Genomic DNA, 15,097 nt, shown 5'->3' on the forward strand with positions numbered 1-15,097 from the left:
GACAGCAAACTGCGTCAGAGCACATAAAAATGCGGGCCGCAGCCCGCAGTCACTATTTAATATCCACCTGATAAAAAATATGCTTACCAAACGGATCGACTTCATAGCCGCTCACCGATTTACGTACCGGCTCGAAGATGGTCGAATGGGCAATCATTACCGCAGGCATTTGATCATGCATTATCTGTTGCGCCTGCATATAGAGTGCGGTGCGTTTGCCTTGATCCGGCTCGGCTCGCGCTTCGGTGATCAGTTTTTCAAATGGCTGATAGCACCATTTAGAGGCGTTGGAACCGCCTTTAGCCGAAGTGCAGCTGTAAAGCGGGCCGAAGAAGTTATCCGGATCGCCTGTCGCGGTAGTCCAGCCCATCAATGCCGCCTGGTGTTCGCCGCTGCGTACACGCTTGAGATATTCCCCCCATTCGTAACTGACAATATTGGCTTTGATTCCCACTTTTGCCCAGTCGGCCTGAATCATCTCCGCCATACGGCGCGCATTTGGATTGTAGGGACGCTGAACCGGCATGGCCCAGAGCGAGATTTCAGTGCCTGGCTTAATACCCGCCTGCTGTAACAGTGCTTTGGCTTTTTCAGGATCGTAATCGTAATCTTTTAGCGCCTTATCTGCGCTCCAGACGCCTGGCGGCAAAATGTTTTTAGCCACAGAGCCTGTGCCCTTAAAAATGGCGTCAATGATTGCGGGCTTGTTGATTGCCATCGCTAACGCCTGGCGTACCTGAACGTTATCCAGCGGCGCTTTGGTGGTATTGAAGGCCAGAAAACCGGTATTAAGTCCCGCTTTCTGTGCCAGCGTGATGTCTGCGTTGTCGCGCATCTTTTCTAAATCAGCCGGGTTGGGAAACGGCATCACCTGGCACTCATTTTTTTCCAGCCTGGCATAGCGCACTGACGCGTCTGGCGTGATGCTAAAAATCAGTCGATCTAGTTTGGCTTTGCCCTGCCAGTAATCAGGAAAAGCTTTGTACAAAATGCGCGAATCTTTCTGATACTGCGCCAGTTCGAATGGCCCGGTGCCAATGGGATTCATATCGACTTTTTCAGGCGTACCCGCTTTCAACATCTTGTCGGCATATTCAGCGGAATGAATTGACGCAAAATACCAGGCTAAATCGGCGAGGAATGGCGCTTCGGCATGAGATAGCGTAAAGCGCACGGTATGGTCATCAACGCGCTCAATGCTTTTGATCAGCGTAGCCAGTTCCAGGCTGTCAAAATTAGCGTAGGTGCCGCCAGAAACAGCGTGATAAGGGTTGCTGGGGTCCTTCTGGCGCATAAAAGAGAAGATGACGTCATCCGCGTTGAAATCGCGACTGGGTTTGAAAAATTTGTTGCTCTGGAATTTAACGTTATGTCGCAGATGAAAGGTGTAAACCGTGCCGTCCGGGCTGATTTCCCAGCGTTCAGCCAGGCTCGGCACCAGTTCGGTAGTGCCGGTTTTAAAATCGACCAAACGGTTAAATACCGGCACCGCACTGGCATCCACGCTAGTACCGGAGGTGTAGAGTTGTGGGTTAAAGTTTTCTGGCGAACCTTCCGAGCAATAGACTAACGTTTTCGCGTTGACGCTTGCGGTCATACTCATCCCAGCGGCAAGCAGCGTTAACATGGCTATCTTCAATTTCATTATCATCCTCGCTTTTTATTGACTTCCGATGAGCAGAATATCTAAATGAATCATTGAGATGCTTAATTGATAGCATGATTCGGCTTGCTGGCGAACCCTGGAACAATAAGGAATAGTGATGACCGTAAAATTAGAGACGCAATTAACGCAGCGATTTTTCCGTTATCTGGCAGTAAGCAGCCAAAGCGATGCGAAATCCACCACGCTGCCGAGTACGCCGAGTCAACATGCCATGGCGAAATTGCTCGCTGACGAACTGCAAACGCTGGGGCTGGATGAGATCATTATCGACCAGCACGCCACCGTGACCGCCATTAAGCGTGGAAATCGTCCTGATGCGCCGCGCATCGGTTTTATCACTCACATTGATACCGTTGATGTGGGCTTGTCGCCAGATATTCATCCACAAATTTTAACCTGGCAAGGGGAAGACCTGTGCCTGAATGTACAGCAGGATATTTGGCTGCGCCGTGATGAACATCCAGAGATTGCGCCCTATCTGGGGGAAGAGATTATCTTCAGCGATGGCACCAGCGTGCTGGGCGCAGATAACAAAGCGGCCGTGACGGTAGTCATGACGCTAATGGAAAATCTTCAGGGCGAGCATGGCGACATTGTGGTGGCGTTTGTGCCTGATGAAGAGATCGGCCTGCGAGGCGCAAAAGCTCTCGACCTGGAAACACGCTTTAACGTCGATTTTGCCTGGACAATCGACTGCTGCGAACTCGGCGAAGTGGTATATGAAAACTTTAACGGCGCGTCGGCAGAAATAAAGTTCACTGGCGTGCCTGCTCATCCTATGTCAGGTAAAGGCGTGCTGGTGAATCCTTTACTGATGGCACATGATTTTATCAGCCAGTTTGATCGTCAGGAGACGCCCGAACATACCGAAGGCCGCGAAGGCTATATTTGGTTCAATGAAATTCAGGCCAATGCCAGCCAGGCAACGCTGAAAGCCTCGATTCGTGATTTTGATCTGAATAGCTATCAGGCGCGCAAAGAGAAATTGCAACAGGCAGTCGAAGATATCGCCGCACGTTACCCAACCGGCCACGTCTACATTGCTATAACCGATATTTACAGCAACATCAGTAATGCGCTGGGTGACGATCGTCGGGCAATTGATTTGATTTTCACGGCGCTGGCCGAACTGGATATTGAGCCGAAGGTGATACCGATGCGTGGCGGTACAGACGGCGCTGCGTTATCAGCAAAAGGTTTGCTTACGCCTAATTTCTTTACCGGCGCGCATAATTTCCATTCGCGTTTCGAATTTTTGCCCATTACCTCGTTTGTGAAGTCTTATCAGGTTGCGGAAAAACTCTGTTATCTGGCGGCTCGCTGAGAAAACTGTCGGGTGTGATAGCGCCCGACAGTATCCAGTTATTTCTTCACGCTGACATCAATGCCAGGAAAGTATTTTTCAGCCAGCTTCTTCACGGTGCCATCAGTCTGGACTTTGACAATTGCCGCATCCAGTGACTGCTTCAGTCCGGCATCGCCTTTACGCAAGCCAAAACCAATGCCCGTTCCCAGGATGGTATCGTCTTCTACCGGCTTGCCGATAAAAGAAAACCCCTTGCATTGCGGCTTGCTGAGGAAACCTGACTGTCCAGCCGCAGACATGACCAGCGTGCCGTCCAGACGACCTGCGACCATATCGTTATAAACCTGGTTTTGATCCTGATATGACGTTACGGTAACGCCCTGTGATTCCCAATGCTTTTTGGCATAGGTTTCCTGAATCGAACCCTGCAATACGCCAATGTTTTGCCTTTCAGCGCGTCTGCGGTGGGGGCCGTCACCTGCCCTTCTTTACCAATTAACATGGTTGGAATGCGGTAAATCGGGTTGGTAAAATCGATGCTTTTAGCGCGCGCTTCAGTGATATTCATTGCGGAGTTAATTGCGTCGAATTTTTTTGCGGTCAGCGCCGGAATTAACGCATCAAAACTGCTTTCAACCCAGTTACAGGTAAAGTTACCTGCTTTACAGATGGCATTCCCCAGATCAATGTCGAATCCTTCCAGCTCACCTTGCGCGTTACGGCTTTCAAAGGGCGGATACTGTGATTCGAGACCATAACGAAGGCTTTCCTGAGCAAATGCGTGTATTGACGTCATCATACCCAGAGCGAGAAACAGCGCATTCAGTTTTTTCATTCTTCATTAACCCCTGATTATTGTTTGACGTCGCACAGCGCCGCAGCGCCAGCCTGCAACGTCGCGTCGTCTTTTGCGAACGAAAGACGGATGAGTTTATTGTCTGTGCCATCCATATAAAATGCCGATAACGGAATGGTGGCCACACCGTGATCGACAATAAGGCGTTTAACCATTTCGCTATCGGATTCGTTACTGAAATGACCGTAACTCGCTAACATAAAGAACGAACCCGCACACGGCAGCAGCCTGAAAGGGGAATTCTGCATCAACGTTTGTAGATGATCGCGCTTCTGCTGATAAAAAGACGACAGCGAAAGATAATTTTCGGCATTTTGCAAATAGTGTGCGAAACCCACCTGCATCGGCGTGTCGGCGGCATACATCATAAACTGATGAACTTTTACCAGTTCAGTCATTAGCGCAGCCGGAGCCAGACAATATCCCACACGCCAGCCGGTAACGTGAAAAGTTTTGCCGAACGACGAAACGATGACGCTGCGCTCGGCCAGATCCGGGTGTGTTGCCATACCACAGTGTTTGCGGCCATCAAACAGAATGTGTTCGTATACTTCGTCAGACAACACCACAATATTGGTGTGACGAGTTAAGGCCGCCAGCCGGTCAAGATCCGCTGGCGTCAACACCTGTGCGCTTGGGTTGTGCGGCGTATTGATGATGATCATCCGGGTGCGCGACGTCAGCGCTGCCTGCAATTCATCCCAGTTAATGGCAAATTCTGGCATCTGCAATTTCAGGCCAATCGGTTTGCCGCCCTGCAAACGTACCACTGGCGCATAGCTGTCGAACGCCGGTTCGAAGAAAATGACTTCATCCCCCGGATGCACCAGCGCTGAAATCGCCATGTAGATGCCCTGGCTGGCGCTGCCAGTGATTAATACTTCGCTGGCAGGATCGTAGCGCTGGCCGTAAAGCGCATGAACTTTGTTGGCTAACGCTTCTCTCAGTGCCGGTAAGCCGGTCATGGGAGCGTATTGGTTATGGCCTTCCCGCATTGCCCGGCTAACCGCTTCTACCAATGCGGGATCGCAGGGAAAGTTCGGTGCGCCTTGCGACAGATTAATTGCCTTGTGCTGGGTCGAGAGCTGTCCGATGACGCTAAAAATGGTGGTGCCGACGTCGGGCAGTTTTGAGGAGATCTGTACGGGCGATTTCAGAGACATAGTTACTCCGGTTAAATGCATAAACAGCTAAAATGCGTAAATTTCTATTCAACGGACTACTGCTTGAGACAACAAGCGAATTGTTGTCATAATAGCCATGATAAAAATGCATAGCTTGAGGTTCATGTGTCACGCTCATCGCTTCCACTCAATGCCATTCATGCGTTTCTGGTGACGGCACGCCATGAAAATCTCACCCATGCGGCCAGCGAACTGTGCCTGACACAAGGCGCGGTGAGCCGTAAGATCGCAGCGCTGGAAAGCTGGCTGGGTTTCGCCCTGTTTGATCGTCATGCGCGCGGCTTGCGCCTGACGCCACAGGGCGCGGCGCTGTTGCCTGAACTGCGTCAGGGCTTTGGAATCATGCTGAAGGCAACTGAAAAGGCCAGCCGCAGTAATGCCAGCATTCGCCTTAAAGCGCCCACCTGCGCCATGCGCTGGCTGGTGCCACGGCTGGTTTTGCTTGAACAACAGCACCCTGAGCTGCATGTCGCCTTAACCACCACGCTCGATCATGCTTCGCAACTGGATAATTTTGATGCCGCGATTGTCTATGGCAAGCCGCAACCCGGAGCGATTCTGTTATTTGAGGAATCGATGGTGCCGGTAATGGCGGCGGGCTCACCGCCTCCCGCCACGCCAGCTAATTTAGCGGGTATGACATTTTTGCATCCCACCCATGATACACGCGACTGGCAGTTATGGCTGGATGCCTGTCAGGTAGAGGTATCCATGAAGCGTAATCAGCATTTCGCGACCATGGATCTGGCTATCAGTGCGGCCATTCAGGGATTTGGCGTCACTATGGCGGACAGTAATCTGGTGGAGAATGATATTGCCAGCGGCAGGCTAATAGCGCCTTTCGCTGGCGAGGTGAAGACCGGGGCGGCGTACAGTTTATTGCAGCGACCGGCGGGTGATGCGCCACCTTTCCTGCAGGATTTGGTGGCTTGGCTGTGTCAGTCTCAGAAAGTGACCCAATCCCCGTTGTCGGCGACCGGTTTAGCCTGAGCCGGAACCAAAGCGGGGGATTTTAATGGCTGGCTGACCGCTGGCGCTGGCCGAAGAGCGTGGCAGCTCTCTGACAGGCGGAATTTCGCTACCGAGGCTTGTAGTGCTTCGGTTTGAAGCGCCAGCGCGCTGGCTGCGGCGGAAACTTCCTCTACCAGCGAGGCGTTCTGCTGTGTAACGCTATCCATTTCTGTCACTGCCACGCCAACCTGCGATATACCTTTGCTTTGCTCTTCTGAGGCGGCCGCAATCTGCTTCATGATCGCATCCACATTCTGTACCGATTTAAGAATGTCATTCATGGTTGTACCGGTGGTGCCAACCAGTTCAGCGCCCTTCTCCACGCGCTGTACAGAGTCTTCGATGAGCGTCGCGATCTCTTTGGCTGCGCCGGCACTGCGCTGCGCCAGGTTACGCACTTCGCTGGCAACCACAGCAAAACCACGCCCTTGTTCACCGGCGCGTGCCGCTTCAACCGCCGCGTTAAGGGCGAGGATGTTGGTCTGAAACGCAATGCCGTTAATCACACTGGTAATTTCAGCAATTTTCTTCGAGCTACCTGAAATGCCGTTCATGGTATTGATCACTTCACTGACCAGATTGCCACCTTGCTGCGCGGTGGTTGAAGCTGTTTCAGCCAGCGTACTGGCCTGGCGCGCGTTGTCGGCATTGAATTTTACCGTGGAGGTCAGCTGTTCCATGCTGGCAGCGGTTTGCTCCAGCGCCGCGGCTTGTTCTTCCGTGCGTGACGACAGATCATTATTGCCGGCAGAAATCTCAGCGGCTCCGCGTGAAATATTTTCAGCCCCGCTACGAATAGCGCCAACCGCTTCACGCAGGCTCTCCTGCATCGCACTCAGCAACGGCACCAGTTTACCCACACAGTTGCGACCAAATTCATGTACTGGCTGGCTCAGATCACCATTGGCAATCAGGATGAAATGCGCACGCAACCGCCCTAAGGGCTTAACCAGCATCGCCGCTAAGTAACGATCGGTGAACAGCAAAATCAGTAAGCCTGCTATCACCGCAATCATGATAATGACTTTAGTTATCGCGGTCAGGTGATCAACAGCAATCCGTGTTTCGCCCAGTTTAACTGCCGCGGCCTGATTAAACTTCTCGGCGCTGGCACCAAAGGCGCGGCTTAATGCTGGCGTAACGTTATTGGCCTGCTGGCGATAGGCATCAACGCTTTCCTGGCGAGCACGTTGCAATTGTGGCGAAACGCCTTCATCCAGCAACTTCTGCCAGCTATCGATAACGTTATTGACCACCTCGACATCCATCGGGCCGGGTGCCAGCTGCTTAAAGCGCGCCAGCTTTTGGGTCATGTTACCGAGCGCAAGCTGTACCGGCTCCCACGCGCTATCGGCGGGTGTTGCGCCAGACGCTTTACTTTCCATCACACGTGAAAGCCTCGTCACAACGCGAAAATATTGGTCGTTGCCCTGACTCAGCACTGTCATTTGTTCTACAAGATGACGGTCAACTTCATTGCCTTCGCTTAATGTGCCAAGAGAATGAATACTAAACAGACCGACGCCGCTCCAGAGTAAACAAAACAGCCCCAGAACGGAGAGCAGGACAGTGCGAATTGTGAAGTTTTTGAAAATTCCCATACCAAATCCTTTACGGTGATAACCGGTGTTGGCCCGCTTAAAACGGGCATACAGGGGTTATCGGCAGGGAACAATGAAGATGTAACATGTTTGTTAGCTATGTTAACTAACTTACCGTTTTCCGCTGGTAAATAGCTTAATAATCGTGGTGTTATACGCAAATAAATTTGCTAACAGATTAAAATATTGTTCGTTCAGAGCTTAACCATCTTTGTCATCATCAGGCGAAACAGCCGCATGCGAGCCTTCATAAAGTTGCGCTTTAGCACCAGCCGATCCTGTTGTTGATCGCCCAGTGACAGCGTGATGTCTGCGCCTGGGTGCCATGCAGGCCAGGGCACTTCGCCTTCCAGCGTCTGCTTAAACTCGCTGGCATCGCGCGCAAAGGTAAACCAGTAATGACTTACCCGATCAGAAAAGGCCCGATCCTTTGCGGTATAGACCCGATCATCATTCGCGTTCGGCATATGGGCTAAAGTATTCATTACGTAGGGGACTTCATTGCCATGCCAGGTGCCGTGAGGATAAAGATCGCGGGCATTTTCCGAGACGTAATCAAACCAGTAGCGCCAGCCGGGCATGCCGACATTATGTTGCGCACGCATAACCAGCCAGGGGATGATGCTAAAGGCCATGTCGCGCGCGACTGCCCGACCCAGGCATTTATCATCATGGATGTCATACATCCATTTTAACAGGCGATAGCTGAAACGATTTTTATCACGCAACTGATGAAGAATCGCTGTGGCATCGACATCGAAATATTCCAGTACGCTGGCTTCATCGCTATTGCTGCCCGCTATAAGCGGCACGCGATGTTGTCGGGCAGCGAAAAATGTCTCCAGCATCGGCTCAGGTAAAACGACATCACCCGCAATCGGGACCGGACCAGTCATCAATGGCCGATCTAATGACCAGAACGCATCGGCTGGCAAGTCACGCAACTGCTCAGCGCTGACGTTCTCGTCTAAACCAAAATGTTTTGCTACGTTAATTCCCTGCTGCAACGCTTTTTTGCGTGGTACGTCTGGCAAACTGTAGGCGCTTTGAACGATGCCTTTATGGAACAGAGCTTCGGCCAGCGGTGAACAGCACAGCGACAGCACGCTACGTGCGCCTGATGATTCGCCAAACAGGGTGACATTGCGGCGATCGCCGCCAAAAGCAGGAATGTTGCGTTGTACCCATTGCAGCGCGGCAATTTGGTCGAGCAGGCCAAAATTATTCACCATCCCATTGGCTGGGCATTCCTTGTCCAACGCGGGATGGGCAAAGAATCCCAGGTGCCCTAAACGGTAATTGACCGTAACGACAACCGCGCCGCGTGATGCCAGTGGTTTGCCGTTATAAGGCGCTAACCCGCCCGCGCCGATAGTGTAGCCGCCGCCGTGCAGCCAGACCATCACCGGTAACGGCTTCACCGGTTCGATGTCTGGTGTCCAGACATTAAGATACAGACAATCCTCACTAAAATTCCCGGGATCGCCACCGCCTACAGCCAGGCAATATTCACGGTTCTGCCAACTGGCAGCACCAAAAAGTGTGGCGTCGCGCACAGTCTGCCAGGGCTTAACGGGTTGCGGGGCGCGCCAGCGAAGCGGGCCTTCTGGCGCAGCGGCATAGGGTATGCCTTTGAAGACAAAGAGATCATCGTCCATGCTCCCTCGCAACTCGCCTTCCGCAGTCATAATCCTCAGACCTGTTTCATTTTTCATTACCAGTTCCCTGTTCAAGCGTCTTTCCATTATTTGCAGGGCTTAAGACCTTGTCTATGACTGAGGCCCATTTGGTAAGCGTCTCATCCAGACCGTCTTTTATTTTTGCCCGCGTTTCCTACCATGGACACTTTCGCGAACATGGACACTACCGTGGACAAAAATACGCCTTACACCAGAAGACCATGGATCTTCACAGCGCTGAGCCTGCGCTTTAATGAGGCTCTGACTTACCGTGAAATAGCAGAACAACTGAACCTTAGCTCATCTGCCATACATAAAATGTTCACGCGTTTTCGACGAACCGGAATTAACTGGCCATTGTCGGAAGAATACACGCCTGAACGCCTGGAGGAAGAGCTCTATGCCTTCAATCTTGAGACAAATCTTCCTGTAAAAAAACGCCGGCCGGACTGGCCTCTGGAATTCAAAATTCGCATGGCGGAGCTGACCCTGCAGCCGGACGCCTGTGTGGCTCAAATTGCCCGTGAGCATGGCATTAACGATAATCTGCTGTTCAACTGGCGCAATCTGCATCGTCAGGGGCTACTGGATCCGGCCAACAGAGCGACTCTGATTCCGGTTACTATGGAGCCTGTTGTCCCTCCGCCCAGGCAAAACGGCGTCGTATCAGCAGACCTGCCACCGGTCATCAGCTGCAGGCTGACGTTGCCAGGTGGAAGCCTCAACCTGACTGGCCCGCTGACGCCTGAACTTCTGCGCGCACTGGTCAGCGAACTCAGGGAGGGTGAGTCATGATTAGCTTTCCGGCAGGTTCGCGGATCTGGCTGGTTGCTGGCGTGACAGATATGCGCTGTAGCTTCAACGGGCTGGCAGCGAAAGTGCAGAACACGCTTCGCACCGATCCGTTCAGCGGTCATCTGTTTATCTTTCGCGGTCGTCGCGGCGACATGATAAAGGTGCTGTGGGCCGACCGGGACGGCCTGTGCCTGTTCACCAAACGACTGGAGCGGGGGCGCTTCGTCTGGCCGGTGACCCGTGACGGAAAAGTGCATCTGACGCCTGCGCAGCTCTCCAGGCTGCTGGAAGGCATTAACTGGAAGCACCCACAGCGGACTGAACGGCCTGGCCTGCGGATATAACCTGCTGTAAAATGGGGTTATGGACGCATCCCTTCCCGATGAAAACGCCCGGCTCAGGGCGCTGCTGCTGGAGCAGCAGACCACCATCCGCAAAATGGCGGAGTATAACCGCCTGCTCTCACAGCGGGTGGCGGCGTACGCCAGCGAAATCAACCGGCTGAAGGCGCTGATCACTAAGCTTCAGCGCATGCAGTTCGGCAAAAGCTCCGAAAAGCTGCGTGAGAAAACGCAGCGCCAGGTGCGCGAGGCTGAAGAGCGCATCGGCGCCCTGCAGGAGGAGATGGCTGAGGCGCTGGGTGAGCAGCATGACCCGGTGGTTCCGCAACCGCTGCGCCAGTCTTCTGCCCGTAAACCATTACCGGCCACACTCCCCCGCGAAACCCGCACGCTGTCGCCGGCAGAAACCGCCTGCCCGTCGTGCGGCGGAGAGCTCAGCGCGCTGGGCTGCGACGTATCGGAGCAGCTGGAGCTCATCAGCAGCGCCTTTAAGGTTATCGAAACGCAGCGGCCAAAACTGGCCTGCTGTGGATGTGACCACATCGTTCAGGCGACCATGCCGGCAAAACCCATAGAGCGCAGCTACGCGGGTCCCGGGCTGCTGGCGCGCATCGTCACGGCAAAGTTCGCAGAGCACACGCCTCACTATCGTCAGTCAGAGATATACCGGCGTCAGTGCGTGGAGCTGAGTCGTGCCACACTGGGGCGCTGGTCCGGTGCGGTCAGCGAACTGCTGGAGCCGCTGTATGACCTGCTGCGCCAGTACGTGCTGATTCCGGGCAAGGTGCATACCGACGATATCCCTGTGCCGGTTCAGGAGCCGGGCAGCGGTAAAACCCGCACGGCCCGGCTGTGGGTCTACGTGCGGGACGACCGTAACGCGGGCTCACCGCTTCCCCCGGCGGTGTGGTTCGCGTACTCGCCGGACCGTAAGGGGATACATCCGCAGCAACACCTTGCCGGATACAGCGGTATCCTGCAGGCCGATGCTTACGGCGGCTACAACGCACTGTACGAAGACGGCCGTATCGCCGAAGCGGCCTGCATGGCGCACGCCCGGCGAAAAATCCATGACGTTCACGTCCGCACACCGACCGACGTCACAACCGAAGCGCTGAAGCGCATCGGTAAACTGTATGCCATCGAGGCGGAGATACGCGGCAGCCCGGCAGAGGAGCGGCTGGCGGTCCGGAAAGAGCAGACGGTCCCGCTGATGCAGTCGCTGTACGACTGGGTACAGGCACAGATGAAGGTGCTGTCGCGCCACTCGGATACGGCGAAGGCGTTCTCGTACCTGCTGAAGCAGTGGGATGCGCTGAACCTGTACTGCAGCAACGGCTGGGCCGAGATAGACAATAACATCGCAGAGAACGCGCTGCGTGGCGTTGCCCTGGGGCGGAAAAACTGGCTGTTCGCGGGTTCAGACGCGGGCGGGGAACGTGCTGCGGTACTGTACTCGCTGATCGGCACCTGCCGGCTTAACGGCGTGGAACCGGAGGCGTGGCTGCGTTACGTCATCGGTCATATCCAGGACTGGCCGGTGAACCGGGTCCGTGATCTGCTGCCCTGGAAGGTCGATCTCACTTTTGTCTGAGCGTCAATACGGTCTGGATGAGACGCTTACCCCATTTGCAGAATATGCTGAAGAGGGAAAAAGCGTTGAGCAAGCTAATCAAAACTACAGAACGGGCAGCGGCGTGGCTTTCTTTCGCATTTTATTGTGACCGGCAGAGGCGCCTGATGGATAAATCTAAAAAAGGCGAAGCGTATCGCCTTCTCTTTTAGTTCACTAAGCCACAGCGCTGAAGCGAACGCTGTTGCCGCTCAGCATACAGCTGCATCTCATCTTTTACTTCACTTCCTAAGGCGCGCTCAAAGCTCGCGCGGCTGGACTGTCCGGCAGAGTGCACTTGCGTTTTATCACCTAAGTTTGACTGGAAAATGCCTGCGGCGCTGACAGGCAAAAAATCTTCATAAATAACAGGATCGGCTATCACGCGCCCTTCAGCAATTAACGTCTCCAGGTCTTCCCCGTGGCGTGGTGGCGTTGCCTGGCCTTTTTCGCTTAAACGATAGTCAAACCATGCCAGTGCTTGCTGCCGCAGAGTCGCTTCATCATCAGGAAAATCACGGAATACGCGGGCAAGCTGTTGTTGATGCTGTTGATTATCTGTGCCGCTCCCCGCTTCGGTCAGTAAGCGATCATAAAGCGCGCGGCCTTTGGGGGTTAACGCCACGCCCCGCTGCTCGATTTCGCCAAAACGTGCGGTGTGTGTTCCCTGATGCCCGTCGTTAAAAATTACAGGTTCCTCAAGCGCTTTAAAACTGGTCTGGCGCAGCAAAATAGGGATCTGGCGACGGGGCGGACCTTCAATCAGGACTTTGGGATCGATACCGCGCGACGGCATCATTTCCTGCACCCGATCAATATCCAGTGTCCGCGGCGTCAGGTGATTAATGTGGCAGCCGGGGAAGCACACCACATCAGCAATTAGCCGGTGCTGCTGATTTAGCACATGGTAAGTCTCACTGTCCACACTGCTATGCGAATGCCAGCGGAAAGTTTCCAGTGCTTCATCGACAAACATTGCAGCGTCTTCTGCATGTAAGCCACCTTGCTGCTGATGTTGCAGGATCAGCTGACGGCAACGTGGCGTGAAAATATCGCGAACCGCCAGAATTTCTGCCGCTTTTTTGCGCAGCACTTCATCTTCAATTAATTCAAGACGCAACAGTGAAGTGAAAATGCGGAAAGGATTACGCCGTAAGGCGGCATCATCAACAGGGCGAAAAGCCGTAGGATGCACGGGCACACCGGCTTGTGAGAGGTCGTAATACCCTACGGGAAACATGCCCATCACCGCAAACATTTGTCGCAGCATTGAGAGCTCTTCCGCGCGGCCAACACGAATCGCGCCATGACGTTCTATATTAAGGCGGCTGAGTTCATCTGCTGCTGACAGCCGATTTTTCAGGCCAGCATCGGCTTCTAACCGGCGTTCATTAACCGTCATCACTAACTGCATCAACGTACCGTATTGCGGCACTTCCTGTTGATACATGGCTGACATCGCCTGAGAGAAGCGTGTACGGATGGCATCCGCACTTTGAAAGTTGTCCATCTTGTTCCCCTGGCAGTATGAGCATTGCTGCTACTTTAAATGCAATGCTTATAGTGCCAGCGGGAAAAATCATGATTTTGTGATCGGCTTAAAGCCATAGCGATTTTTCAGTATCAGCATAAGGCTGGTGATCACGGCGGGAACGGCGAGCAATGAAAAAATAGAACTAAACGACCAGCCAAGCGACAGGACTTCCGCACCGACAAAGGCGCTGAGAATGGCGCCAATGCGTCCCACGCCATGCATCCAGCTGGAGCCCGTGGCGCGGGCATGGGTTGGATAATAACTGGCAGCAAGCGCGTTCATTCCGGTATTCGCGCCGTTAAAACAGAAGCCGCTACAGAATGCAACGCCACTCATTATGCCTACCTGAGCAGGTGAAAATCCCAGCGCGATAATTGCTAATCCGCCACAGAAATAGATCGCCGCTAAGGCCAGACTGGCATTGAAACGATCCATCAACCATCCGGCAAACAGCGAACCAATAGTGCCGCCAGCCTGATACATTGCAGTGATGATCGCGGCTTCAGTCACCGACATACCTAATGTACTGACCAGCGATGGCAGCCAGCTGCCAATCAGATAAACCAGAAACAGCCCCATAAAATAGCCGCCCCACAGCATGATACTGCCAAACAAATAGCGCGGGGAAATAACCGTCCTGATGGCCCCGCTTTGTTGAGAAACGGGTTCGATAGCATGAAAATCGGTATCGGGCCGTGTGGTGCCGGGTAGCATACGTTCCAGAACGGCATGAATACGTGCCGCGGATGCGCGCCGATTAATCAGAAAGCGCACAGATTCAGGCAGGCCACGTAGTAAGAAAGGCAACACCATTAAGGGCAAAGCGCCGCCCAGTAACAGTACCGAATGCCAGTCATAACGCGGTAGCAGCCACGAAGCCGCAAAACCACCGCTGGCGGCGCCAAAGGTGAAGCCACAAAATACCACGGTAATAATAAAGGCGCGGCGACGTTCAGGAGCGTATTCCGCGACTAATGTCCCCACATTCGGCATGGCGGCGCCTAATCCCAGCCCGGTCAGGAAGCGGAACTGCATCATCTGTTCGATATTTTGTGAAAATGCGGTGGCGATCGTCCAGATACCAAAGAAAAAGACGCTGAGGATAACCATCATTCGGCGACCATAACGATCGGCCAGCGGTCCTGCGATCATGGCGCCTGGCGCCAGTCCAAACAAGGCTGCACTGATTACCATACCTAACTGATGATTAGTTACGCCCCACGCCGTTTTAAGCGTTGGCGCGATAAATCCCATCATGGCGATGTCCATACCATCAAGGGCGACCACAATGAAACACAATGCGATCAGCCTTTTTTGCCAACGGCTTAACGCACATTGGTTGATTAACTGGCGAACATCCACCGCCTCGACGCTGGTCACTGAGAACTCCTCACTTCGCGATCGGGATTAAACATCAGTTTTAGTAAAAAAAACGGCGCTAATAATAGCCGATCGTTAATAATAAGGCGTTCGATTTTTATAGCGTATTGATAATTATTCAACCTTTTTATA

12 protein-coding genes and 1 pseudogene are annotated in these 15,097 nt (G+C 53.3%); 6 read left to right on the forward strand and 7 right to left on the reverse strand.

Annotation, left to right across the window (positions count from 1 at the left end; translation table 11 throughout):
- Positions 1–52: 52 nt before the first annotated feature.
- Complete coding sequence (locus tag H2P46_RS05570) at positions 53–1,645, reverse strand: ABC transporter substrate-binding protein (RefSeq protein WP_193404192.1); 1,593 nt, start codon at positions 1,643–1,645, stop codon at positions 53–55.
- 118 nt (positions 1,646–1,763) lie between these two features.
- Here H2P46_RS05570 and pepT point away from each other — a divergent pair, with 118 nt between their 5' ends.
- Positions 1,764–2,990 (forward strand): peptidase T, encoded by a 1,227-nt coding sequence (gene pepT / locus H2P46_RS05575; RefSeq protein WP_193404193.1) that lies wholly within the window; start codon positions 1,764–1,766, stop codon positions 2,988–2,990.
- A 38-nt stretch (positions 2,991–3,028) separates the two neighbouring features.
- Here the strand turns inward: pepT and H2P46_RS05580 are convergent.
- Positions 3,029–3,807: pseudogene (locus H2P46_RS05580) on the reverse strand (transporter substrate-binding domain-containing protein).
- Positions 3,808–3,824: 17 nt separating this feature from the next.
- Positions 3,825–4,991: a methionine aminotransferase gene (locus H2P46_RS05585; RefSeq protein WP_193404194.1), complete on the reverse strand. Its 1,167-nt coding sequence runs from the start codon at positions 4,989–4,991 to the stop codon at positions 3,825–3,827.
- Positions 4,992–5,117: 126 nt separating this feature from the next.
- Between H2P46_RS05585 and H2P46_RS05590 the strand changes: the two genes are divergently transcribed.
- Positions 5,118–6,002: a LysR substrate-binding domain-containing protein gene (locus tag H2P46_RS05590; protein WP_193404195.1), complete on the forward strand. Its 885-nt coding sequence runs from the start codon at positions 5,118–5,120 to the stop codon at positions 6,000–6,002.
- On the opposite strand, the gene H2P46_RS05595 is transcribed toward H2P46_RS05590, so the two are convergent.
- Entirely contained in the window at positions 5,957–7,624 is a 1,668-nt protein-coding gene (locus H2P46_RS05595) for a methyl-accepting chemotaxis protein (protein WP_193404196.1), read from the reverse strand. The genes H2P46_RS05590 and H2P46_RS05595 overlap by 46 nt on opposite strands.
- 194 nt (positions 7,625–7,818) lie before the next feature.
- The gene (locus H2P46_RS05600) at positions 7,819–9,339 is read right to left on the reverse strand and encodes a carboxylesterase/lipase family protein (RefSeq protein WP_193404197.1); all 1,521 of its coding nucleotides are present in this window, start codon (positions 9,337–9,339) and stop codon (positions 7,819–7,821) included.
- Positions 9,340–9,462: 123 nt separating this feature from the next.
- Between H2P46_RS05600 and tnpA the strand changes: the two genes are divergently transcribed.
- The 4 genes from tnpA to H2P46_RS05620 are packed head-to-tail and all read left to right on the forward strand — an operon-like array spanning position 9,463 to position 12,163.
- Positions 9,463–10,098, forward strand: coding sequence for an IS66-like element accessory protein TnpA (gene tnpA / locus H2P46_RS05605; protein ID WP_193403483.1), 636 nt, complete (start codon positions 9,463–9,465; stop codon positions 10,096–10,098).
- Positions 10,095–10,442, forward strand: a complete 348-nt coding sequence (tnpB, locus tag H2P46_RS05610; RefSeq protein ID WP_193404198.1) for an IS66 family insertion sequence element accessory protein TnpB — start codon at positions 10,095–10,097, stop codon at positions 10,440–10,442. The genes tnpA and tnpB overlap by 4 nt, the downstream gene beginning before the upstream one ends.
- Positions 10,443–10,461: 19 nt before the next feature.
- On the forward strand, positions 10,462–12,033 hold the full coding sequence (tnpC, locus tag H2P46_RS05615; RefSeq protein WP_193404199.1) for an IS66 family transposase: 1,572 nt from the start codon (positions 10,462–10,464) through the stop codon (positions 12,031–12,033).
- Positions 12,026–12,163, forward strand: coding sequence for a hypothetical protein (locus H2P46_RS05620; RefSeq protein ID WP_193404200.1), 138 nt, complete (start codon positions 12,026–12,028; stop codon positions 12,161–12,163). The genes tnpC and H2P46_RS05620 overlap by 8 nt, the downstream gene beginning before the upstream one ends.
- 57 nt (positions 12,164–12,220) lie before the next feature.
- Here H2P46_RS05620 and hglS read toward each other — a convergent pair whose 3' ends face one another.
- Both hglS and H2P46_RS05630 read right to left on the reverse strand, forming a co-directional pair.
- The gene (gene hglS, locus H2P46_RS05625) at positions 12,221–13,561 is read right to left on the reverse strand and encodes a 2-oxoadipate dioxygenase/decarboxylase HglS (protein ID WP_193404201.1); all 1,341 of its coding nucleotides are present in this window, start codon (positions 13,559–13,561) and stop codon (positions 12,221–12,223) included.
- 69 nt (positions 13,562–13,630) lie between these two features.
- Positions 13,631–14,965: an MFS transporter gene (locus H2P46_RS05630; protein WP_193404202.1), complete on the reverse strand. Its 1,335-nt coding sequence runs from the start codon at positions 14,963–14,965 to the stop codon at positions 13,631–13,633.
- Positions 14,966–15,097: the final 132 nt, after the last annotated feature.

Source organism: Mixta mediterraneensis (genome assembly GCF_014946725.1).
Lineage (GTDB): Bacteria > Pseudomonadota > Gammaproteobacteria > Enterobacterales > Enterobacteriaceae > Pantoea > Pantoea mediterraneensis.